The 22,211-nt window shown below is 68.6% G+C and carries 20 protein-coding genes and 1 pseudogene; 17 read left to right on the forward strand and 4 right to left on the reverse strand.

Annotation, left to right across the window (positions count from 1 at the left end; genetic code table 11):
* Window positions 1-74: 74 nt before the first annotated feature.
* A pseudogene (locus ACFVDI_RS15105) lies at window positions 75-200 on the forward strand (AsnC family protein); the annotation flags it as partial.
* A gap of 32 nt (window positions 201-232) precedes the next feature.
* On the opposite strand, the gene ACFVDI_RS15110 reads toward ACFVDI_RS15105, so the two are convergent.
* Complete coding sequence (locus ACFVDI_RS15110) at window positions 233-592, reverse strand: YciI family protein (RefSeq protein ID WP_378906330.1); 360 nt, start codon at window positions 590-592, stop codon at window positions 233-235.
* Window positions 593-723: 131 nt separating this feature from the next.
* Window positions 724-1,620 carry a sulfite exporter TauE/SafE family protein gene (locus ACFVDI_RS15115; RefSeq protein ID WP_378906332.1) on the reverse strand — a complete coding sequence of 299 codons (897 nt, stop codon included), beginning with the start codon at window positions 1,618-1,620 and terminating at the stop codon, window positions 724-726.
* Between the two features lie 477 nt (window positions 1,621-2,097).
* Here ACFVDI_RS15115 and ACFVDI_RS15120 point away from each other — a divergent pair, with 477 nt between their 5' ends.
* The 4 genes from ACFVDI_RS15120 to ACFVDI_RS15135 all read left to right on the forward strand — a co-directional run bounded on the left by ACFVDI_RS15120 (window position 2,098) and on the right by ACFVDI_RS15135 (window position 6,561).
* Complete coding sequence (locus ACFVDI_RS15120) at window positions 2,098-3,396, forward strand: DUF222 domain-containing protein (RefSeq protein ID WP_378906335.1); 1,299 nt, start codon at window positions 2,098-2,100, stop codon at window positions 3,394-3,396.
* Window positions 3,397-3,517: 121 nt separating this feature from the next.
* Window positions 3,518-3,853 (forward strand): DUF1048 domain-containing protein, encoded by a 336-nt coding sequence (locus tag ACFVDI_RS15125; RefSeq protein WP_378906337.1) that lies wholly within the window; start codon window positions 3,518-3,520, stop codon window positions 3,851-3,853.
* A gap of 322 nt (window positions 3,854-4,175) precedes the next feature.
* Window positions 4,176-5,543 (forward strand): hypothetical protein, encoded by a 1,368-nt coding sequence (locus ACFVDI_RS15130; RefSeq protein ID WP_378906339.1) that lies wholly within the window; start codon window positions 4,176-4,178, stop codon window positions 5,541-5,543.
* Between the two features lie 130 nt (window positions 5,544-5,673).
* A complete protein-coding gene (locus ACFVDI_RS15135) occupies window positions 5,674-6,561 on the forward strand; it encodes a bile acid:sodium symporter family protein (protein ID WP_378906341.1) in 888 nt (295 codons plus the stop codon).
* 35 nt (window positions 6,562-6,596) lie between these two features.
* On the opposite strand, the gene ACFVDI_RS15140 is transcribed toward ACFVDI_RS15135, so the two are convergent.
* Entirely contained in the window at window positions 6,597-8,093 is a 1,497-nt protein-coding gene (locus ACFVDI_RS15140) for an MFS transporter (RefSeq protein WP_378906343.1), read from the reverse strand.
* Window positions 8,094-8,376: 283 nt separating this feature from the next.
* Between ACFVDI_RS15140 and ACFVDI_RS15145 the strand changes: the two genes are divergently transcribed.
* From ACFVDI_RS15145 to ACFVDI_RS15190, 10 genes are read left to right on the forward strand one after another with little or no spacing between them, the layout of a single operon-like run.
* Window positions 8,377-9,342: an ABC transporter ATP-binding protein gene (locus ACFVDI_RS15145; RefSeq protein WP_378906345.1), complete on the forward strand. Its 966-nt coding sequence runs from the start codon at window positions 8,377-8,379 to the stop codon at window positions 9,340-9,342.
* Complete coding sequence (locus ACFVDI_RS15150; protein ID WP_378906347.1) at window positions 9,339-10,340, forward strand: ABC transporter ATP-binding protein; 1,002 nt, start codon at window positions 9,339-9,341, stop codon at window positions 10,338-10,340. The genes ACFVDI_RS15145 and ACFVDI_RS15150 overlap by 4 nt, the downstream gene beginning before the upstream one ends.
* Window positions 10,341-10,344: 4 nt before the next feature.
* Entirely contained in the window at window positions 10,345-11,307 is a 963-nt protein-coding gene (locus ACFVDI_RS15155; protein ID WP_378906349.1) for an ABC transporter permease, read from the forward strand.
* Entirely contained in the window at window positions 11,304-12,191 is an 888-nt protein-coding gene (locus ACFVDI_RS15160) for an ABC transporter permease (protein ID WP_378906351.1), read from the forward strand. Before ACFVDI_RS15155 ends, ACFVDI_RS15160 begins: the two co-directional genes overlap by 4 nt.
* Window positions 12,192-12,216: 25 nt before the next feature.
* Window positions 12,217-13,857: an ABC transporter substrate-binding protein gene (locus ACFVDI_RS15165; RefSeq protein ID WP_378906353.1), complete on the forward strand. Its 1,641-nt coding sequence runs from the start codon at window positions 12,217-12,219 to the stop codon at window positions 13,855-13,857.
* Window positions 13,854-14,720: an MBL fold metallo-hydrolase gene (locus ACFVDI_RS15170; protein ID WP_378906355.1), complete on the forward strand. Its 867-nt coding sequence runs from the start codon at window positions 13,854-13,856 to the stop codon at window positions 14,718-14,720. The genes ACFVDI_RS15165 and ACFVDI_RS15170 overlap by 4 nt, the downstream gene beginning before the upstream one ends.
* Window positions 14,717-15,145, forward strand: coding sequence for a Zn-ribbon domain-containing OB-fold protein (locus ACFVDI_RS15175; RefSeq protein WP_378906357.1), 429 nt, complete (start codon window positions 14,717-14,719; stop codon window positions 15,143-15,145). Before ACFVDI_RS15170 ends, ACFVDI_RS15175 begins: the two co-directional genes overlap by 4 nt.
* Window positions 15,142-16,284, forward strand: coding sequence for a thiolase (locus ACFVDI_RS15180; protein ID WP_378906359.1), 1,143 nt, complete (start codon window positions 15,142-15,144; stop codon window positions 16,282-16,284). The genes ACFVDI_RS15175 and ACFVDI_RS15180 overlap by 4 nt, the downstream gene beginning before the upstream one ends.
* Window positions 16,285-16,314: 30 nt before the next feature.
* Window positions 16,315-17,229 carry an SDR family oxidoreductase gene (locus tag ACFVDI_RS15185; protein ID WP_378906361.1) on the forward strand — a complete coding sequence of 305 codons (915 nt, stop codon included), beginning with the start codon at window positions 16,315-16,317 and terminating at the stop codon, window positions 17,227-17,229.
* On the forward strand, window positions 17,226-18,083 hold the full coding sequence (locus tag ACFVDI_RS15190; RefSeq protein ID WP_378906363.1) for a MaoC/PaaZ C-terminal domain-containing protein: 858 nt from the start codon (window positions 17,226-17,228) through the stop codon (window positions 18,081-18,083). Before ACFVDI_RS15185 ends, ACFVDI_RS15190 begins: the two co-directional genes overlap by 4 nt.
* Before the next feature lie 26 nt (window positions 18,084-18,109).
* Here ACFVDI_RS15190 and ACFVDI_RS15195 read toward each other — a convergent pair whose 3' ends face one another.
* Window positions 18,110-18,754, reverse strand: a complete 645-nt coding sequence (locus ACFVDI_RS15195; protein ID WP_378906365.1) for a TetR/AcrR family transcriptional regulator — start codon at window positions 18,752-18,754, stop codon at window positions 18,110-18,112.
* A gap of 141 nt (window positions 18,755-18,895) precedes the next feature.
* On the opposite strand from ACFVDI_RS15195, the gene ACFVDI_RS15200 reads away from it, so the two are divergent.
* Both ACFVDI_RS15200 and ACFVDI_RS15205 read left to right on the forward strand, forming a co-directional pair.
* Complete coding sequence (locus tag ACFVDI_RS15200) at window positions 18,896-20,068, forward strand: acyl-CoA dehydrogenase family protein (protein ID WP_378906367.1); 1,173 nt, start codon at window positions 18,896-18,898, stop codon at window positions 20,066-20,068.
* Window positions 20,065-22,188, forward strand: coding sequence for an acetate--CoA ligase family protein (locus ACFVDI_RS15205; protein ID WP_378906369.1), 2,124 nt, complete (start codon window positions 20,065-20,067; stop codon window positions 22,186-22,188). The genes ACFVDI_RS15200 and ACFVDI_RS15205 overlap by 4 nt, the downstream gene beginning before the upstream one ends.
* The last annotated feature ends 23 nt before the right edge of the window (window positions 22,189-22,211 follow it).

Genomic DNA, 22,211 nt, shown 5'->3' on the forward strand with positions numbered 1-22,211 from the left:
CCTGGCCTGCGGGTTCTCGCCCGTGAGCCGGTCGGTCCACTCCCGAACCCGCCGCCGGGTCGCTCGACGAGACCGACTACGCCCTGCTGCGCGCGCTGCAGGCCAACGGCCGCGCCTCCTTCGTCGACCTCGCCGCGAGCGTGGGCCTCTCCCCCGCTGGCACCCGCCGGCGCGTGGTCCGCCTGCTCGGCGGCACCTGAGGTCACCGCCGAGGCAGCAGAGCCTCGGGCGTCTAACCCGCGTCGGAGACCTGGCGCAGCGTGGCGACGATCTTGCACTCCGGCCAGTACGTCGCGTGCAGCTGCGCGAACTCGCGCTGCCCGGCGACCGCCTCCTCGAGGGTGTCGTAGCGCGTCAGCGCCCAGCCGCCGACGACCTCCTTGGCCTCGGCGTACGGGCCGTCGACCCGGGTGACCTCGCCCTTCTCCACCAGGAAGTTCACCGCGTCCTCGCTGCCGAAGAGACCCCCACCGTCGAGAAAGTGTCCAGCGGCCGTCAGCTCACCGATGTAGTCATCCATCGCCTTGTACAGGGCCTCCGGCGCCGGGCCGATTCCCTCTTCCATCCTCACGAAACCCATGAAACGCGGCATGATGTGCTCCTCAGTTCGGGGCCAACCGCTTCTCGGTGGCCGACACATGTGCGTCGAACCACATCGTTCTCCTTCGACACGGACATCGGAAAGACTTTCCACCGACCGCCGGGCCGCCGACATGCCGACGCTCAGGCGTTGGCGGACTCGGACTCGGGTGCCGACGTCTGCGCCGGAGCGATCTCTCCGCCGCCCTTGCGCACGGCGATGGTCACGATGACGGCGGCGACGGCGAAGAGCAGGCCGTAGGCGGCCACGGACTCGGCGTCGAAGTTGCGCAGCAGCGTACGTCCGTTGGTGATCAGGATGATGCTGCCGACCAGGCCGCCGAGGATGGGCAGCGAGAGGTGCTTGACGAGGTAGGCGGCGAACGGGGCCGCGATCACGCCACCGACGAGGAGGCCGCCGATGATCCGCCAGTCGAGCGCCTCCCCAGCCAGCCCGACCAGGAAGCCGACGCTCGCCGAGAGGGTGGTGACGAACTCGGCGGTGGAGACCGAGCCGATCACCTTGCGCGGGTGCAGGGTGCCGCTGGAGATCAGGGTCGGCGTGGTCACCGGACCCCATCCGCCGCCACCGGTGGCGTCGATGAAACCGCCGAACAGGCCCAGCGGGGCGAGCAGACCGAGGCCCGGGCGACGGCCCGGGATGAAGACCGGCGGCTTGCCGAAGACAAAGCGGGCGATGATGTAGACGCCCAGGACGAGCAGGATGCCGGCAACCCAAGGTGTGGCGCTCTCCGTCGAGATGCTGGAGAGCACCGTCGCGCCGGTGAAGGCGCCGATCCCGCCGGGGACCGCGATCTTCGCGACGACCTTCCAGTCGACGTTGCCGAGCCGCCAGTGGGAGACGCCCGAGGCGAGCGTCGTGCCGACCTCGGCGAGATGCACCGACGCCGACGCCACCGCCGGAGCGACCCCGGTCGCGACCAGAAGCGTGCTCGAGGTGACGCCGTAAGCCATTCCCAGAGACCCGTCGACCGCCTGGGCCGCGAGACCGACGAGCGCGAAGATGATCAGTCGCTCCATGCGAACCTCCTGTTTAGGGTCGAAGATCGTGAGATAGTCATGTAACTCGATTTACTATAAATGGTCGAATCAACGGAATTGGTCGTCGTCTCGGGGGTTGGTCGAGACGCCGGTGGTCGAGCTTGTCGAGGCCCCGGTGGTCGAGCTTGTCGAGACGCCGGTGGTCGAGCTTGTCGAGACCACCCGTGAGGAAACCTCGGTCTAGCGGCTGTGTTTTCGTTTCAGGGTTCGCCGCCGACCCGTTCCTTGAGTGTTTCTCGATCGTGCACCGCGTCAAGGACGGGCTTCGCCCGCCGCTTCGCGGTGGCCTGCGGCCATCCTTGACCCGGCACCCGATCGAGAAAGATTTCGCCTATATCGGGGCGGCGGCGAGGGTGTGGCGCAGCACTCACGTGACCTGTTCGCTGACTGCGTAACTGGCTGCTGAACAGCCAAAATGGGTCGCTCTTAGGTGATCGGTCGCATATAATAAGCACTATGTACGAGACCATCGACCGCCTCCTCGACGGGCCACCTCCGGGTGCGTCCGAGGGTGAGCTGGTCGACTGGATCTCTCGCCTCGAAGCGGTCAAGTGTCGCGCCGAGGCGGTACAGGCGGAGGCTTCGGTACGTCTGGAGGAAGCTGCCCGCGCCCGCCAGGCCGAGGCCGGGGTTCCGGCCCGCAAACTCGGCGAAGGGGTCGCCTCCCAGATCGCGCTCGCCCGGCGGGTCTCACCCGCTCGGGGCGCCAAACTGCTCGGGCTGGCGAAAATCCTCCTGGCCGAGATGCCACACACCTTCGCGTTGATGAAGGCCGGACTGTTCTCGCAGTGGCAGGCCACCATCCTGGCCCGCGAAACCGCCTGCCTCTCGCTCGATGACCGTCGGGTCATCGACCACGAACTCTGCGCCACCGGGCCGAACGGGCAGTCGGTGAAGGCGGTGTCGATGGGACTGCGTCAACTCGAGAACGCCGCCAAGAAACTCGCCATCACCCTCGACCAAGCCTCCGTCGTCGCCCGTGCCGCCAACGCCGCCAAAGACCGCCGCGTCAGCCTGCGGCCGGCACCCGACACGATGACCTGGCTCGGCGCCCTGCTCCCGGTCAAGGACGGCGTCGCGGTCTTCGCAGCATTGGACCAGGCCGCCAACGCCGCCCGCGCCGCCGGGGATCAACGCAGCCGTGGTCAGGTCATGGCCGACACCCTCGTCGACCGCGTCACCGGCCGCGAAGTTGGCGGTGAGGCCAAGCCCCGGATCGAGGTCAAGATCGTCATGACCGCCGACACCCTCACCAACAACGCCGACCAGCCCGCCATGGTCGAGGGCTACGGACCCGTCCCCGCCACCTGGGCCCGCGACGCACTGACCGACGCCGACGTCTTCATCCGCCGCCTCTTCACCAGCCCTGCCGGCCAACTCGTCGCGATGGAATCACGCTCCCGCAAAGCCCCCGACGGGCTCGCCGAGTTCATCGCGACTCGTGACGGTGGGACCTGCCGCACCGTCGGCTGTGATGCCCCGATCCGCAACATCGACCACATCCAACGCCACACCGACGGCGGCCAAACCAACGCCGAGAACCTCCAAGGGCTCTGCGAACGATGCAACCAAGCCAAAGAAGCCCTCGGATGGCAAGCCAGACCAGGACCCGACGGCAGCATCACCACCATCACACCCACCGGCCACACCTATGTCAGCCCACCACCCGACACCTGGCGGGCGAACCCACCACCCCTGTCCCGAGCAGAATTCACGCTGCGCAACGTACTCCTCGACCACACCCTCGCGGCCTGACCTCGGACTCCGAGAACTTTCTTCGGATCGGTGCTTGACCTTGACGCTACGTCAGGCCTGCACGCTTCTTCCACGGCCCCAAACCAAAGGGGCTCGAAACCACCGAAGAAGGAGCACCACCATGAACAACATTCTCACCCGCCTCATCGGCGACAAGAAGGACTGGAAGCGCATGGAAGCCCGCGCCGCCGAGCTGCCGGCCGACTACCGCACCGTCTATGCCGAGATGAAGAACTACATGTGGCGCTTCACCACCGGCGACGGCATGGACATCGTCGCCATCCTCCGCGACATCCTCGACCTCTTCGAGACCGAAGCCGCCGCAGGCCGCCCCGTCATCGAGGTCACCGGACCCGACCTCGCCGCCTTCTGCGACGCCCGACTCCCCGAACAGCACGACGCCTACCGCAACAAGCTGCGCGCCAACCTCAACAAGGCCGCCGACAAGCTCGTCTGAGCCAGCCGATGCTTACGACCAGCCGACTGGGTCTGAAGACCGACATGTTCCTGCCGCGAGCGGGCAGACCGTTTCGTGGCGGGGACATGTCGTCCAGCGACGTGATCCTGATGCAGTGCCACGGGTCTTCAAGACCCGGCGACACTCATCATTGACCGGTACACCGAACGCATTGCGGAGCGGTACAGAGGATCAGCCGCTAAGCGTTCAGGTGCTTCCTTGTCTGCAACTTTCGCAGCATCTGGCCCATTCCAATGAACTTGCAGAGTCCTTCATTCGTTTGACTGACATTGAGCCTCAGGTCGGCGTAGCGTCGTGACCTATGTCCGAGGAAACCTGGCATGAAGCACGCTTGATCCCGACCTCTGGAATCAGCGGCGCGGAAGAACAAGAAAGGCGAGCCACCTCCGCGGTCCTGGCGGTGATGAGCGTCGTGAAGGAGTTCGGAAAGGCCCTAGTTGGCCATCTCGGCGCGCCAGGCGGCCAGATCGAGACGTACATCGAGGTGCCGTTCATGCGTGGCGACAAACGTTGCTATCCAGATGGCCTCATTCGCGTGACCCGTGGAACGAAGTCTTGGACCGCACTGGTCGAAGTGAAGACGGGCAAGAACGAACTCCAACCAGAGCAATTGGAAACCTATCTCGACATCGCGCGGGACGAGGGTTTCGATGCACTAATCACAATCAGCAACGAGATCCCGGGCATTGCCGGCCAACATCCCACCAAGGTGGACAAGCGCAAGCTGAAGAAGGTCGCGCTTCACCACTGGTCATGGTCGTACGTCCTCTCAACAGCTGTGATGCAGAAGGAACACCGAGGAGTTTCCGATCCTGAGCAGGCTTGGATACTCGGCGAGCTGATCCGGTACCTCGAGCACCCTCGCTCCGGAGCCATGGAACTCGAGGACATGGGGGCGAACTGGGTCGCAGTTCGGGACGCAGTAGTTGCCGGCACCCTTCGCGCATCCGACAAGAGCGCACCGGAGGTCGCTGCTCGGTTCGACGCGCTGCTTCAGTACGTCAGCCTTCGACTCGGTCAGAAGCTCGGCACCGATGTACTCCCGATCCTGACCAGAAAGGAGCAGGCGGATCCGTCACTCCGCGCACAATCGGTTCTCACGCGAATGGTCAACCAAGCCGAGCTCGCCGGATCAATCCGTATTCCGAACGCAGTTGGCCCGATCAACATTCTTGCCGATCTTCGAGCAGGGCGAGTCACTTGCTTCATTGACCTCGACGCTCCTCGCGAAGGTCGCCCGACGACTCGGATCAACTGGATTGTCCGCCAACTCAAGCATGCTCCAGACTCGACGCGAGTCGAGTCGTTCGTCGCCAATTCCCGAGGCACGGGGGCTGCGGATCTCCTAGGGAAGGTTCGGGAGGAGCCGACCTGCCTCATCACAGATCCGAAGAAGGAGATCAGAACCTTCCGCGTTGCATTGTCGGCACCGATGGGTGCCAAGCGCGGGCGTGGCCGCGGAGCTTTCATCGACTCGGTGATCGACCTCTTGGACACCTTCTACGGCGACGTCGTTCAGCACCTCAAAGCGTGGTCACCAGCAGCACCGAAGCTTCGCGAGCCAGCCCCGGTGCCAGACGAACGTCCGGCACTGACATCGACAGCGATCTCCTCGCAGGACGGGCCCGAGACAGTCACGCCATCCGAGTCGCCGGTGCCAATGCCGTAACCAAAGGCCCCGTGGGTCGAGACAATTGTCCGGATAAGGCTGTGGCCCCGCCTCTCCTCGTGATCCACTGTGACGCACGTCTCTTTGGCCGATCGCGGCGGCCGTCCGTCCCGCACATCGGAGGAACACAGTGAACGACTCGGCCCTGCTCTCGGTCGGCCTCCCCATCGCCCTGGCGATCATCATGTTCGGCCTGGGCCTGAGTCTGACGCCGGGAGACTTCCGCCGCGTCGTACGCACGCCGCGAGCGGTCTTCGTCGCGCTCACCCTCCAGATCCTGGTTCTGCCGCTGATCGCGTTCGGGCTCGTGGTGGTCGCGGACGTCGATCCGCTGATCGCCGTCGGGGTCATGCTGCTGGCGGCCTCACCGGGTGGGACCACGGCAAACCTGTTCAGCCACCTGTTCCGTGGCGACGTCGCCCTCAACGTCACCCTCACCGCCGTCAACTCGGTGCTCGCTGCCGTCTCGATCCCGCTGATCACGAATGCGGCGATCGGCTACTTCGACGCCGGGGACACCCTGGGGCTGCAGTTCGGCAAGGTCGTCCAGGTCATCGCGATCGTGCTGGTTCCCGTCGGGATCGGGATGCTGGTGCGGCACCGGTCCGCGACGTTCGCCGCCCGGGCGGACCGCCCGGTCCGGATCTTCTCGATCGTGGTGCTGGTCATGGTCTCGGTCGGCGCGATCCTCGGGGAGCGGGAGAACATCGCCGATTACCTCCGCGAGATCGGCGTGGTCGTGACACTCTTCTGCTGCGCGAGCCTCTGCCTGGGTTATCTCGGCGCGCGGGTGTTCCGGCTCGGCCAGGAGCAGGCGATCGCCACTTCGATGGAGGTGGGGATCCACAACACCACCATCGCGCTCACCATCGCGCTCAGCGTGCTCGACAACACGACCGTGGCCATCCCGGCCGCGGTCTACAGCATCGTGATGTACGTCCTCGCGACCGCCTTCGGCTTCCTCATCACCCGGTCGCGCGTCGTCCGGCCCTCCACACGGCACGACGTCACCACCTGACCGCTACTCCCCCGCGACCAGTGTCAGGGCGGTGGTCAGTCGAGCATCTCCTTCGGGAGACCGACCTGTCGGCACCGGGCACGCGAACCCTCGAGCCCGCTCTGCGGCACGCTCTCGGCATCGCCCCGGCGGGGGAACGAGTACCAGGCTCCGATTGCACCGAGCGCGAGGAGGAAGAGGCAGACCAGCGTGAAGGCCGCGTTGGCCGCGCCGACACCGTCGGGCGGCACGCTCGCCGCGAGCACCGCGTCGCCGAGCCCGGGCGGTAGCAGCGCGGTGAGAAGCGTCAGCGCGATGGCGAGACTGATGACGTTGCCGGTGTTCTGCAGCATCAGGCGCGTGGCGTTGACGACGCCGAGCGCCTCCTCGGGGGCGCGCTCGAGCAGGACCGTCGCGTTGGTCCCGATGAACAGACCGGTCGCCAGACCGACGATCGCCAGTGTCGCCATGACCAGCCAGGTCAGCTCCAAGTGGATCGCGAGGGCGACCAGGGCGACGCCACACGTACCCACCACCGATCCGCCCGACATGATCTGGTGCGGCGTCCAGCGGCGGGAGAGTCGGCCGAGGGCGAGCGAGGCGAGGATCATCCCGACCGGCATCGGCAGCAGCATCACCCCCGCGGTGCCCGGGGCGACGCCGACGACGCTCTGGAAGTAGAGGCTGGCCAGGACGATCAGCGGGAACCTCCCGGCACCCGTGAAGAAGCCCGCGAGGAACAGCTTCCCGACACGGCGCAGCACGGCGACGTCGAGTACGGGCGCCGCCGCGCGCCGTTCGACGACGAGCAGGACCGGGACGAGGAGCAGCGCGCCGACAGTGCATCCGACCACCAGGGGATGGAGCCAGCCGAGGTCGGTCAACGAGGTGATCCCGAGCGTCAGCATCACCACGCCGACCATGATCACCAGGTTGCCGGGGAGGTCGAGACCGGTGGCGCGCTTGTCCACCGCAGGACGTGGCAGCAGCACCTGTCCCGCCGCGAGCGCGATCAGGCAGACCGGCACGTTGAACCAGAACACCCACTGCCAGCCGACGTGGTCGACGATCAGCCCACCGAGCGTCGGTCCGACCAGGCTGGCGGTCGGGAAGGACGCGGCGTACAGGCCCATCGCCCCTCCCAGGGAAGAGCGTGGGAAGGCCTGATGGATGAGGGTGGCGCCGTTGCCGATGAGCACGGCGCCGCCGACGGCCGCGACCACCCGGAGCCCGATGAGCACCTCGACGTTCGGGGCGAAGCCGGCCAGCAGGCTCGCCAGCGAGAAGAGGACCAACCCGCCCAGGTACAGGCTCCGCTGCCCCCAGGCGTCGCTGAGCCGGCCGAAGAGAAGCAGGCACGCGGTGTTCGCGACCATGTAGGAGAGCAGGAGCCAGCTGCCCTCGACCGAGCTCGCCCCGAACTCCCTGGTCAATGTCGGCAGGGCGACGTTGAGCGAGCTCGCGTTGAGCGCCATCACCGCGCTGACCAGGCAGACGACGATGAGGGTGGAACGCGCGGCGGTCGTCACTTCGGTCGGTTCAGACCCGCTCATGCCACCTCCTGCACCGTCGCACGCGGTGCCGTCGGCGTCGTACGTCACGGCACGACGCTGCGCCGAGCGGGGCGTCGAGAGAAGAAAGTCCGATATCCGGATTGTGACCCTTGACACACCCGTTTGGCGACCCAATGATGAATCTCATCCTAGAGCGTGATTCTAGATTGAGCCACCAACTTCGGCGACCGACACCCGGTCGCGGTAACGAACGGGAGGGTCCGATATGAGAGCACCGACTGGGTCCGCGAATGAGCCGCTTCTGCGCATCGAGGACCTCCACGTGGAGTTTCGGACCGGGGCCGGTCCGGTTGAGGCGCTCAACGCCGTCGACCTCTGGATCGATGCGGGCGAGACCGTCGCCGTCGTCGGCGAATCCGGCTCCGGGAAGAGCGTCACCGCACTCGCCGTCCTGGGCCTGCTGGGCAACGGCCGGGTCAGCGGCGGGCGGATCGTCTGGGACGGCAAGGACATCACCGGCGCCTCCAACCACGACATGCGCACGGTCCGGGGCAACGACATCTCGGTGATCTTCCAGGACCCGATGACCTCGCTCGACCCGCTCTTCACGATCGGCCATCAGCTCGTCGAGGCTTACCGGATCCACCACGACGTCTCGAAGCGGGAGGCCCGCGAACGCGCGATCGAGCTGCTCGACCTCGTCGGAATCCCGGAGCCCGCGACCAAGTTCAAGGCGTATCCACACCAGCTCTCGGGCGGCCAGCGGCAGCGGGTCATGATCGCCGGCGCGCTCGCCTGCGACCCCCGGCTGCTGATCGCCGACGAGCCGACGACGGCGCTCGACGTCACCGTCGAGGCCCAGGTCCTGGCGCTGATCCGCGACCTCCAGGTCCGGACGGGTGTCGGCCTGATGCTGATCACCCACGACATGGGCGTGGTCGCCGAGATGGCGGACCGCGTGGTGGTCTTCTACGCCGGACAGGTGGTCGAGACGGGCACGGCCGACGAGGTCCTCGACCGGCCGCAGCACCCCTACACCCAGGCCCTGCTCCATGCGATCCCGCGGCGTGACACGCCGCGCGACCAGGAGATGCCCGCGATCCCAGGCGCCGTCCCCGCGCTCAACGAGATGCCGAGCGGCTGCCGCTTCGTCACCCGCTGCACCGAGGCGGGTCCGGAGTGCGAGGCACCACAACCCCTGCGCGAACTCCGGAGCCGTCAGGTCCGCTGCTGGCGTCCTGACGAGGATCGCGGTGTCCTCGCGCCGATGGCGGAGGTGGCCCGATGATCGTCCCCGATGCCGGCACCCTCGTCGAGGCACGCGGCCTCGTCAAGCATTTCGGCGACGGCAAGGGCCTCTTCACTCCCCAGCGTCCGCCGGTACGCGCCGTCGACGGCGTCTCCCTGACCATCAGGCGCGGCGAGACCCTCGGTCTGGTGGGCGAGTCGGGCTCGGGCAAGTCGACGCTCGGGCGCCTGATCCTCCGGCTGATCGAGCCCACCAGCGGCTCGGTCACCTTCGACGGCCAGGACATCGCCCAGCTGTCCAGGAGCAGGCTGACCCAGCTGCGCAAACGCATGCAGCTCGTCTTCCAGGATCCGCTCAGCTCGTTCAACCCGCGGATGACCATCGCGCAGGTGCTGACCGAGCCCATGGTGGTGCACGGGATGGGCGACCGGTCCGGCCGGATCAAGCGCGCGAAGGAACTGCTCGACCTGGTCGGCCTCCCCTCCTTCGCCCTCGAGCGCTATCCCCATCAGTTCTCCGGCGGCCAGGCCCAGCGGATCGGGATCGCCCGGGCGCTCGCCACCGATCCCGACCTCATCGTCTGCGACGAGGCCGTCAGCGCCCTCGACGTCTCCGTCCAGGCACAGGTGCTCAACCTGCTCAAGGAGGTGCAGCGCGAGCTCGGGCTCTCCTACCTCTTCATCGCGCACGACCTCAACGTGGTGCGCTACATCTCCGACCGCGTCTGCGTGATGTACCTCGGCAAGCTCGCCGAGGTGGCACCGGCCGACGACATCAGCGAACGACCGAGGCATCCCTACTCCCAGGCCCTGATGGCGTCGATCCCCTCCCCCGACGCCCATCACCAGCTGCGTACGCCGCTCGCCGGCGAGATCCCGAGCCCCCGGCGTCCGCCGTCGGGCTGCCGGTTCCATCCGCGCTGCGGCCAGAGCGTCGACGGCTGCGACCGCGACGAGCCGGAGCTGCTGACCATCGGCAGCAGCGGCGACGACCCCAGTGTCGCCTGCCACCTCTTCGACCCCACTCACACGAGGTGATCGCATGCTTCTCTATGCCGGACGGCGCCTGACCTACGGCCTGCTCGTCCTCGCGCTGGTCGCGACCCTGGTCTTCCTCATCATCCGACTGATCCCCGGCGACGCCGTACGTCTCCAGCTGGCCGACGCTCCCGGAGTCACCCAGGCTCAGATCGACCAGCGCACGGCAGAGCTCGGCCTGGACAAGCCGATCCTGACCCAGTTCGGCCACTTCGTGAGCGGGCTGGCTCAGGGGGACCTCGGCGACTCGTTCGACGACGAGCGCCCCGTCACGACCAAGATCCTCGAGCGGCTTCCCGCCACCCTCGAGCTCGGTCTGCTCGCCATCCTCTTCGGCATCCTGCTCGGTGTCCCGTTCGGCATGCTCTCGGCGATCCGGCATCACAGCGCCGTCGACAACGTCATGCGCTTCCTGGCGGTGATCGGCATGTCGCTGCCGAACTTCTGGCTGGCGCTCCTGTTGATCACCTTCCTGGCCCTCTGGTTCGGCTGGTCCCCACCGCTGGTCTACGCCTCCCCCACCGAGAACCTCGGCCAGAACCTCATCCACATGCTGCTCCCGGCGATCGCCCTCGGCGCCGCGACCATGGCCAGCATCGCCCGCATGCTCCGGTCCTCGCTCCTGGAGGTGCTCGGCTCCAACTTCATCCGCACCATCCGCTCCCGCGGCGCCTCCGAGCGGGTGGTCGTGCTCAAGCACGCCGGCCGCAGCTCGCTGATCCCGGTCTTCACCGTGCTCGGCCTCCAGGTCGGCCACATCCTCGGCGGCACCGTCATCCTCGAGCGGATCTTCGCCATCCCTGGCATGGGCTCGCTCATCTTCGAGGCGGTCGGGCAGCGCGACTACCCCGTCATCCTCGGCTGCGTCATCTTCTACGGCGCCATCTTCATCCTCGTCAACGTCGTGGTCGACCTGCTCTACGCGGTGATCGACCCCCGGATCCGGTACGAAGGAGCCTCCGCATGAGCATCGCCGTCTCCGGCACCGCGCGTGCCGCCCGCCGGCCACGCACCCGCCACGGCCTGGTCCGGTTCACCACGGAACAGCCCCTCGGAGCCATCGCGCTCTTCCTGATCACGCTCTTCGTCGTGGTCGCCGTCCTCGCCCCCTGGATCGCTCCGTACGACCCGCTCGCCCAGGACCGGGTCAACATCCTGACCTCCCCCGGCGTCGGCGGCCATCCCGCCGGCACCGACGAGCTCGGCCGCGACGTGCTGAGCCGGTCCCTCTACGGTGCCCGCACCTCGCTGCTGATCGCGGTCGCGACGCTCGCCCTCGGCGGTGCGATCGGGCTGGTCATCGGCGTCGTGTCCGGCTACTTCGGCGGCACCTGGGTCGACTCGATCCTGCAGCGGGTCATGGACGCGCTGATGGCGATCCCGTCGATCGTGCTGCTGCTGTTCGTGGCGGCGCTGCTCGGCCCGAGCGTACGCAACACCGTGATCGCGCTGAGCCTGCTCGTGATCCCCTCGATCAACCGCGTCGCCCGCGGCGAGATGCTCCGCATCCGCGAGGAGCCGTACGTCGAGGCAGCACGTTCGGTCGGATGCAGCACCCCACGCATCCTGATCCGCTACGGGCTGCCCAACCTGATGGCTCCGCTGTTCGTGATGGGCTCGCTGCTCTTCGCGGTCATCCTGATCGCCGAGTCGGCGCTCAGCTTCCTGGGCATCGGCACCCCGCCGCCGACACCGTCGTGGGGCCGGATGCTGAGCGAGGGCCGCAGCCAGCTCGAGATCGCCCCGTGGATGACCGTCGTCCCGGGCCTGATCCTCTCCCTGTCCGTCCTGGCGTTCAACCTGCTCGGCGACGCCATGCGCGACTTCCTCGACCCCAAACAGCGCCGCTAGCCCCATCCCACCCAAGGAGTCCGTGATGTCACATCCCATGCCTCGTCCGAAGAGATCACAGGCCGCCGGTGCGGTCCTCGCCGCAGCCTGCCTCGCCCTGACCGCCGCCTGCGGCGGAGGCGGCGCCGCGTCCGGGAAGGGCAAGATCGTCGAGGATGCCGGGCCGCCCCAGGACGGCGGCATCCTGCACACGGCCGCCACCGCCGACGCACCTTCGCTGGACATCCAGAAGGAGGCGTCCTACATGACCCACGTCGCCGTCGGCACGGTCTACAGCCGGCTGGTCGCGCCGAAGACCGGCAAGGACATCGAGTACGGCTCGAGCGAGCTCGAGGGCGACCTGGCCGAGAAGTGGTCGAAGTCGGCGGACCTGAAGACCTGGACCTTCGACCTCCGCCAAGGCGTGAAGTTCCACGACAAGCCGCCGGTCAACGGTCGCGAGCTCACCTCGGCCGACGTCAAGTGCACGGTCGACCGGATCAAGAGCCTGCCCGGCCACCAGCTCGGGCTGGTGGCCAACGTGGCGAAGCTGGAGACCCCCGACCCGTACACCGTGGTCTTCAAGCTGGGTTCGGCCAACACCGCCTTCGACCAGACGATGGCCAACCCGTTCATGGCGATCCTCCCCTGCGAGGGCACCTCGGGCGAGTTCAACCTGGCCGAGGACGCCATCGGCACCGGCCCGTTCGTGCTGAAGAGCTGGAAGCGCGACCAGGAGCGCGTGATGGAGAAGAACCCCGACTACTTCATCGAGGGCCTCCCCCACCTGGACGGCATCCAGACCACCGTGCTCCCCGACGCCCAGGCCCAGATCGCGGCGCTGCGCAGCGGCAAGCTCGACATGATCTCCTCGCTGTCCACCGAGAAGCGGCAGGTCGACCAGCTCCTCAACCAGATCGAGGGGCTGCAGCTGCGTACGGAGAAGGGCATCACCCAGACCCGGGTCTTCATGAACGCGAAGAGCGGGCCCTTCAGCAAGCTCGGCGTCCGCCTCGCGGTCGCGCACGCGATCGACAAGGAGGGGATGATCAAGGCCCTGCGCTCGGGCGGGACGCTCACCGGACCGATCACCCCGACGCTGTTCGGCGCCCTGCCCCAGGACGAGGTCGACGAGCTGCTGGCGTACGACCCCGACAAGGCCAAGGAGCTGCTGACCGAGGCCGGCTACCCGAACGGCTTCTCGGCCGAGCTGGTGGCCACCGACGGCTACGGCGAGACCATCCTGCGCGAGGCCCAGTGGATCCAGGAGGATCTCGGCAAGATCGGCATCGAGCTGACCATCGACCAGCAGGACTACGCCACCTACGTCAGCTCGACCTGGCCCGAGACGAAGTACGACATCATGTACGGCCTGCAGACCCCGATGCTGACCGCCGACGAGTACCTCACCTCGGAGTACACCAGCACCGGCACCCGCAACTGGTCCCTGGTGGACGACCCCGAGCTCGACAAGATGGTCGCCGCCCAGCGGGTCATCACCGACGAGGCCGAGCGTGAGAAGGCGCTGCAGGACATCGAGCGCTACATCATGGAGAACGTCTCCACCCCGCTGCCGCTGTACGCCTACGACACCCAGACGCTGTACTCCGGCAAGGTCCACGACTACCACCCGCACCCGGACTACTCCTCGCGCGAGCTCCAGAACGTCTGGATGGAGCAGGAGTGAGCCAGGGCCAACGCGCGCGGGACGACTCCTGCGGAGTCGATGCGATCTGGGACGTCGGCGGGGCGCCGCCGAGACCCGAGGAGCCGGTGGAGGTCACCCCGGGCGTCCACCTGCTGCTCGCCCCGAACGCCAACCACTGGACGTACGAGGGCACCAACACCTGGATCGTCGTCGGCGATCGTCGGGCGGTGGTCATCGACCCCGGTCCGACGGATCCCGGCCATCTCGACCGGATCGACGAGGTGGTCCGCGCTGCCGGAGCCCGCGTCGAGACCGTTCTGCTCAGCCATCATCACGGCGACCATTCGCAGGCCGCCCACGCCGTGGCCGAGCGCTGGCGGGCCGCCATCCGGCCCCGGGTCCAGCAGGGGATCATCCCCGACGGGACCCGTCTCGACCTGGGCCGGCGCACCGAGATCCGTACGCTCACCACGCCCGGGCACACCGCCGACGGGGTGAGCTTCGCGCTCGGCGGGCGCCGGGTGATGCTCACCGGCGACACCGTGCTGGCCCGGTTCAACCCCTACATCTCGCACCCCGACGGCACCATCGCGGACATCCTCGCCTCGATGGCCCGGATCGCCGACCTGGTCGACGACGACTGGGTCCTGCTCCCGGGGCACGGGCCGGCGGTGCGCGAGCCCACCACGTACCTGCACGCACGGATGGCGGACCGGCAGCGCCGGATCGACCAGGTCGCCGGGCTGCTGGCCGACGGCGTGGACCGCGACCAGGTGACCGACCACGTCTACGCCAAGGTCGACGACCAGCGTCGTCCGGCCGCCCGGGCCTCGGTCGAGGCCATCCTCCACTACCTCGACACCCGTGCCCTCCGGATGCGGGAGAAAGGCAGCACCGTATGACCACGATCCCCGAGGTGTCGCCGGAGGCGCGTTTCGCGCCGCGGGCGACGCCGGAGACCCAGCCCTACTGGGACGCCACCGCCGCTGGGCGCCTCGACCTGCCGAGGTGCCGCCCCTGCGATCAGATCTTCTTCTACCCGCGCTCGTCGTGCCCCGCGTGCGGCTCCACCGACCTCGAGTGGGTGACCTGCTCGGGCCGGGGCCGGCTGCACTCCTACGTCGTGTCCCACCGTCCCGCTCCGGGCTTCCCGGTGCCGACCGTGATCGCCGTGGTCGAGCTCGACGAGGGCCCACGGATGATGACCAACATCGTCGACGCGGAGCCGAACGCCCTCGAGCTCGACATGCCGGTCCAGGTCCGCTTCGAGCAGCGTACGGGCGCTGCCGTGCCCGTCTTCGCTCCCGTGAAGGAGTACGCCCGATGAGCCGCGACGTCGTCATCATGGGTGCCGCCGAGACCGACATCGGCAGGCTCCCCACCACCTCCACCCTCGAGCTGCACGTCGAGGGCGCGCGCCGGGCCCTGGCCGACGCGAACCTGACCAAGGACCAGGTCGACGGCATCGCCTCCGTCTCCGTGCCCGGACCGATCCAGGTCGCCCACAGCCTCGGGATCACCCCGACCTACATCGACGGCACCGGCGTCGGCGGCTCCTCCTTCCTCTTCCACGTACGCCACGCGACGGCCGCGATCAAGGCGGGCTACGCCGACGTCGTGCTGGTGACCCACGGCGAGTCCGGCCGGTCCCGGGTGGGCGCGCCGACACACCCTCGCGCCACCGACTCGGTGATGGCGCAGTTCGAGATGCCGTACGGCATCGTCGGCCCGCCGACGAGCTTCACCGTGCCGGCGCGCCGGTTCCTGCACGAGACCGACAACACCCTCGAGCAGCTCGCCGAGGTGGCGGTCGCCCAGCGGCGCTGGTCCTCCCGCAACCCGCGGGCGATGTTCCGGGACGAGGTCACCGTCGACGACGTCCTCGGCGCCAAGATGATCGCCGACCCGTTCACCCTGCTGATGTGCTGCCTGGTCACCGACGGCGGTGGCGCTCTGGTCATCGCCTCCCGCGAGTTCGCCGAGGCTCACGGGAGCGACAAGCCGCTGGTCCACATCCTCGGCACCGGAGAGGCCGCGACCACGCCGCTGATCTCGCAGATGGAGGACATGACCCGCTGCAAGCAGTTCACGCTCTCCAGCCAGGCGGCGTTCAAGGAGTCGAGCACCTCCCCGTCCGACATCGACCACCTGATGATCTACGACGCCTTCGCCCACGTCCCCCTCTACGGGCTGGAGGACATGGGCTTCGTCGGCCGCGGGGAGTCGGGTGCGTTCGTCGCCGACGGGCACACCTCCCCCGGCGGCCGGCTGCCGATGAACACCAACGGCGGCGGCATGTCCTACACCCACACCGGCATGTACGGGATGTTCGCGATCCAGGAGTCCGTACGCCAGCTTCGCGGCGAGGCCGCCGCGCAGGTCGACGGTGTCGCCACCAGCCTGGTGCTCGGCAACGGCGGCATGTTCATGAGCGCGGCGACCCTGATCCTCGCCAACCAACGCTGACCCCCACCCACACAGAGACAAGGAGCTGACATGGCGAACACCGACCGCCAGGTAGTCATCATCACCGGAGCCGGCCGAGGTCTCGGCCGCGCCCATGCCCTCGAGTTCGCCCGTCGCGGCGCCGCCGTGGTCGTCAACGACCTCGGGGCTGGGCTGGACGGCACCGGCAAGGCCGACGATCCCGCCCAGCAGGTGGTCGAGGAGGTGATCGCGGCCGGAGGAGAGGCGATCGCCAACGGCAGCGACATCAGCGACCCCGAGGGCGCGCAGAAGCTCTTCGAGGAGGCCCTCAGCCAGTGGGGCAAGGTCGACGTGCTGGTCAACAACGCCGGCATCCTGCGCGACCGGATGCTGGTGAACATGTCCATCGACGAGTGGGACGCGGTCATCAAGGTGCACCTGCGCGGCACCTTCGCCCCGATGAGCGTGGCCGCCCAGCACTGGCGCGAGCTGGCCAAGAGGGGCGAGGACGTCGACGCCCGGATCATCAACACCACCTCGTCCTCGGGCATCTACGGCAACCCGGGCCAGATCAACTACGGCGCCGCCAAGGCGGGCATCGCGGCGATGACGGTCATCGCCGCCCAGGAGCTGCGCCGCTACGGGATCACGGTCAACGCGATCGCCCCGGCCGCGCTCACCCGGATGACGGAGAACCTCAACCCCGACCGGCCGCAGGTCGCCGAGGGCGAGTGGAGTCCGGGCGCCCCGGAGAACGTCTCCCCGGTGGTCGCCTGGCTGGCCTCGCCGAACGCGCGCCACGTGACCGGCCGCGTCTTCAACGTACGCGGAGGGCACGTGAGCGTGGCCGAGGGCTGGGTCGCCGGCCCGACCGAGGAGAAGGACGGCCCGTGGACCGTCGACGAGCTCGACGTTGTGCTGCCCAGCATGATCGCGGAGGCGCGCGCCAACTCGCTCACCAGCGGAAGGACGCCCGAGCGATGAGCCTGGACCCCTCCGTCATCGGCGTACGCTCCGACCCCCAGCCACGCTCCTGGACCAGCGCCGACACGCTGCTGTACGCCCTCGGCGTGGGCGCGGGACACGACGACCCGCTGGCCGACCTGCGCTACACCAGCGAGCACGGCGACGACACCTGCGCGGAGCAGAAGGTGCTGCCGACCTTCGGCGTCATGGTCACCTGGGGCTCCAGGGGTGGCCGGAAGATGGGCGACTTCGACCCGGCCATGCTCGTCCACGCCGAGCAGGAGGTGGTCCTGCACCGGCCCCTGACCGCCGGGGGGACCGTCTCGCTCACCACGCAGGTCACCGGCATGTTCGACAAGGGCTCGGGTGCCCTGGTCACCAGCGAGGCCGAGGCGGTCGACCCCGCCACCGGCGAGGCCGTGGTGACCACCCGGAGCTCGGTGTTCATCCGGGGCGAAGGAGGCTTCGGCGGCGATCCCGGGCCGAAGGCCGCCTCACCGATCCCCGATCGCGACCCCGACGAGGTGGTGACGATGCCGACCTGGCCCGGCCAGGCCCTGCTCTACCGGCTGAGCGGCGACCGCAACCCACTCCACTCCGACCCGCGATTCTCAGCGCGCGGCGGCTTCGAGCGCCCGATCCTGCACGGCCTGTGTACCTACGGGGTCACGGGGCGGGCCCTGGTCCGCACCGTCGCCGGCGGCGACGGGGACGCGATGGCGTCGATGAGCGGTCGCTTCTCCTCGCCGGTGCTGCCCGGCGAGAGCCTCCAGGTCGCGATGTGGCGCGTCGGGGACGACGTGACCGCCTTCCAGACCAGGAAGGAGGACGGCACCGTGGTCATCGACCGCGGACTGGCCACCTGGCGCTGATCTTCGACGGTCCCCGGGCGCGGGACCTACTCCGCCGCCTGCGGCGCGCCTTCGGCGACCTCTCCGTCGAAGAGCCGCTGGGCGAGCGCGATCGCGTGCCGGGCGACCCTGCGCGCCTGGCGCTTGGTCTCGCACGCGGCCGTCATCCGGGCTGCCTCACCGATGAGCGCGGTCAGGATCGCACCGAGCAGCTGGTCCTCGTCGCTGCCACCGAGACCGAGGACCTGCAGGTTGCGGCGGATCCACTCGATGTTGCGGCGGCGGCGCATCACCTCGAACCCGGGCGGTCCGTCGCCGGCGTAGAAGACCGGCAGCAGCTCGCGGTCCTCCCACACGGCGTCGAGGTAGGCCAGGGCACCGGCCTCGAACTGGTCGCGGGGCGACTCGACCCCGCTCTTGCGCGTCTTCGCCACACTCGCGGCGGCCGCGGCGGCCAGCCGGTCGACGTACTCCTCCCACAGGGCGAGGTAGAGCTGCTCCTTGCCACCGAAGTGGTGATACACGCTGCCGACGCTGGAGTCGGCGCGGGCGACGACGTCGGAGACGCTGGCCACGGTGTAGCCCTTCTCGGCGAAGACCTCCCGAGAGGCGTCCAGGAGCTGGCGGCGCGTCTCCTCGGTCCTGGCCCAGCGACGCCCCGCAGGGCGTTGCGAATCGACCTCTAGCGCCATCGTCCACTCCTCGTCGTAGTCCCGAGATCTTCCCACAATATGCGCAATTCCTCTTGACGACGAACCGCTACTGCGTGACTCTTCTCATAGTCCATTCTAGAAAATGATTCTAGAAACTCACTCTAACCGAAGGAGCGGGCAATGATCGACTTCGCGCTGGAAGAAGAGCATCGAGCGGTCAAGGTGGCGGTGCGCCAGTTCGTCACCAAGGAGGTGATGCCACTGGAGGACCAGGTGCTCCTCAACGAGCGGAACGGCCGGCCGGCGCTGGAGCCGGGCCAGCTCAAGGACCTGCAGGCAAAGGCCCGCAAGTACGGCTACTGGGGCATCAACACTCCGGAGGAGTACGGCGGCATGGCCGCCGGTGCCGTGATGTCGGCGATCATCGCCGGTGAGTCCGGTCGCACCTTCGTGCCGTTCCGCTTCGGCGGCAGCGCGGACAACATCCTCTACGCCGGCACCGAGGAGCAGAAGCAGGAATACCTCATCCCCACCATCGAGGGCGAGCGCCGTAGCTGCTTCGCCATCACCGAGCCCGGCGCCGGCTCCGATGCACGTAGCATCCGGACCCGGGCGGTCCGCGACGGCGACGACTGGGTGATCAACGGCGAGAAGATCTTCATCACCAACGGCAACGAGGCCGACTTCGTGATGGTCTTCGCCGTCACCGACCCCGAGAAGGGCGCCGACGGCGGCGTCACCTGCTTCCTGGTCGACCGGGCGATGGGCTGGGAGTCCACCCCCATCCCGACCATGGGCGAGTGGGGCCCGGCGGCACTGAGCTTCCAGGACGTCCGGGTCCCGCACGACCACATCCTCGGTGAGGAGGGCAAGGGCTTCGAGCTGGCCATGCAGTGGATCGGCAACGGTCGCTTCATGATCCCGGCCGGGGCCATCGGCGCCGCGGAGCGGATGCTCGAGATGGCGATCGAGCATTCCAACAACCGGCACTCGATGGGCCAGCCGATCGCGGACTATCAGTTCATCCAGGGCCACATCGCCGACAGCGCCGTCGAGCTGGAGGCCGCCCGCTGGCTGACCCTCCACGCCGCGTGGCAGGTCGAGAACAAGGTGGACGCCCGGCACGCCTCGTCGATCGCGAAGCTGTACGGCACCACCATGGCCAACCGTGTCGTCGACCGGGTCCTCCAGATCCACGGTGGCATGGGCTACACCAAGGAGCTCCCGCTGGAGCGCTGGTACCGGGAGCTGCGCCTGCTCCGCATCTTCGAGGGCACCGACGAGATCCAGCGCCGTACGATCGCGCGAAACCTCCTCAAGGGCCACGTCAAGGTGGGAGCGTCGTTGGCATGAGCGAGCTCGACGCCGACCGTCTGCAGGAGTTCTTCAGCCCGAAGTCGGTCGCCCTGGTGGGGGCGACCGACAAGTCGGGCTGGTCGACGAGCACCTACAACAACCTTCTCCAGCACGGCTTCTCCGGGGACGTGCACCTGGTGAACCCGAAGACGCCCGTCGTCCACGGCGTCGAGACCCACCGGAGCCTCTCCGAGATCCCCGGACCCGTCGACCTCGCGTACGTCATGACGCCCATCGAGGTGGTGCCGCGGGTGCTCGAAGAGGGCGCTGCCCGCGGCATCCGCAACTACGTCGTCCTCACCGCCGGCTACGGCGAGGTCGGCGGTGAGGGCACCGTCCGCGAGCAGGAGGTCGCGGACCTCGCCCGCAGGCACGACCTGATCGTCCTCGGGCCCAACGGCAACGGGTTCATCAACGCGGCCGACTCGATCACGCCGTACGGCCTGCCGATCCCCCCGCCGCTCCTGGGCGGGTCGGTCGGGGTCGTGCTGCAGAGCGGTGCGCTGGCCAGCAACGTGCTGGCCTTCGCCCAGGCACGCAACATCGGCATCTCGCTGCTGGTCTCGATGGGCAACGAGACCGTGATGTCGGTGACCGACGTGATGAACGCGCTCGTCGACTCACCGCACACCAAGGTGATCGCGCTCTTCCTGGAGAGCATCCGCCATCCGGAGGAGTTCACCGAGATCGCCCGGCGGGCGCTGGCCGCGGGCAAGCCGATCGTCGCCCTGAAGATCGGTCGCAGCGTCAAGGCGTCCCGGACCGCGCAGGCCCACACGGGAGCGCTCGTCGGCGACGACAAGACCGTCGACGCCGCCTTCCGCCAGCACGGTGTGATCCGGGTCGGCTCGCTGGAGGACCTGATGGTCACGGCCGGCATGCTGGCCGAGACGGGACCGCTCCCCGGCAACCGGATCGGCGTCGTCACCCCCTCGGGCGGCGCCTCCGAGATCATCTCCGACCGCGCCGAGGACGAGGGACTCGAGCTGCCTGAGTTCGCCGAGGCCACCACGACGGCTCTCCGCGACGTGCTGCCGCCCTTCGCGACACCGAACAACCCCCTCGACGTCACCGGCTACGTGCTGCTCGACCGCCAGCTCATGTCGAAGTCCCTCGAGGTCGTCGCGGCCGACCCCGGTGTGGACGTCATCATGCTGCTGCAGGACATGCCCAGGGCCACGCCCGACTTCGACCTGGCGGTGGAGACCTACCGGCACACCGCCGGGGTCATCCGCTCCTCGCCGAAGCCGGTCGTGATCGTCGGCAACGTGCTCGTCGACGTCAACGAGACCGGCCGGGCGCTGCGGCAGGCGTCCGACTACCCGCAGATAGCCGGCGGCATCGAGCACGGCATGACCGCGCTGGGGCACGCGGTCCGCTGGTCGGAGACCCATCGGCGCCATCAGGCGGGCACCGAGGCGCCGCCATCGGTCGAGGCAGCCGTCCCGGACGGGCTTCCGCCACGCACCGGCACCTGGACCGAGCTCCACGCGGCTCGGTTCCTGGCCGCCAACGGCATCCCGATGGTGCCGTCGCGGGTCGCCACCTCCCCCGAGGAGGCAGCCCGCCTCGCCGAGGAGGTCGGCTTCCCGGTGGTGCTGAAGGCGGCGGCCGACGATCTCGAGCACAAGAGCGACCTCGGCGGCGTGGAGCTCGGGCTGGCCGACGCGGAGGCGGTCGGCAGCGCGGCGACGCGGATCGCCGACGCCCTTGCGACGGCCGGTCACGACGGCTCCACGACCGTGGTCCAGCCGATGCGCTCGAGCGGTACGGAGCTGCTCGTCGGCGTCGTCCGCGACCCGGCCTGGGGCCTCACGCTGGCCGTGGCGATGGGCGGCATCTGGGTGGAGATCCTCGGTGACTCCCAGCTGCGCCTGCTCCCGGTCTCGGAGGCCGAGGCCCGGCGGGCGATCGAGTCGCTGCGCAGCGTCGCCGTCCTCCGGGGCGCTCGCGGGCAGGCACCGGTCGACCTGGACGCCCTGGCCGGCGTGGTCGCCAGGATCGGCGCGATCGCGGTGGCTCTCGGCGACGAGCTCGAGTCGCTCGAGGTCAACCCGCTGCTGGTCTCCGCGGAACGGATCGAGGCGCTCGACGCGCTGATCACCTGGCGGAGCTGACCCGCCTCGCCGGGGCCCCGGGG

Origin of the sequence: Nocardioides sp. NPDC057767 (genome assembly GCF_042798275.1) — a bacterium.
Classification (GTDB): domain Bacteria; phylum Actinomycetota; class Actinomycetes; order Propionibacteriales; family Nocardioidaceae; genus Nocardioides.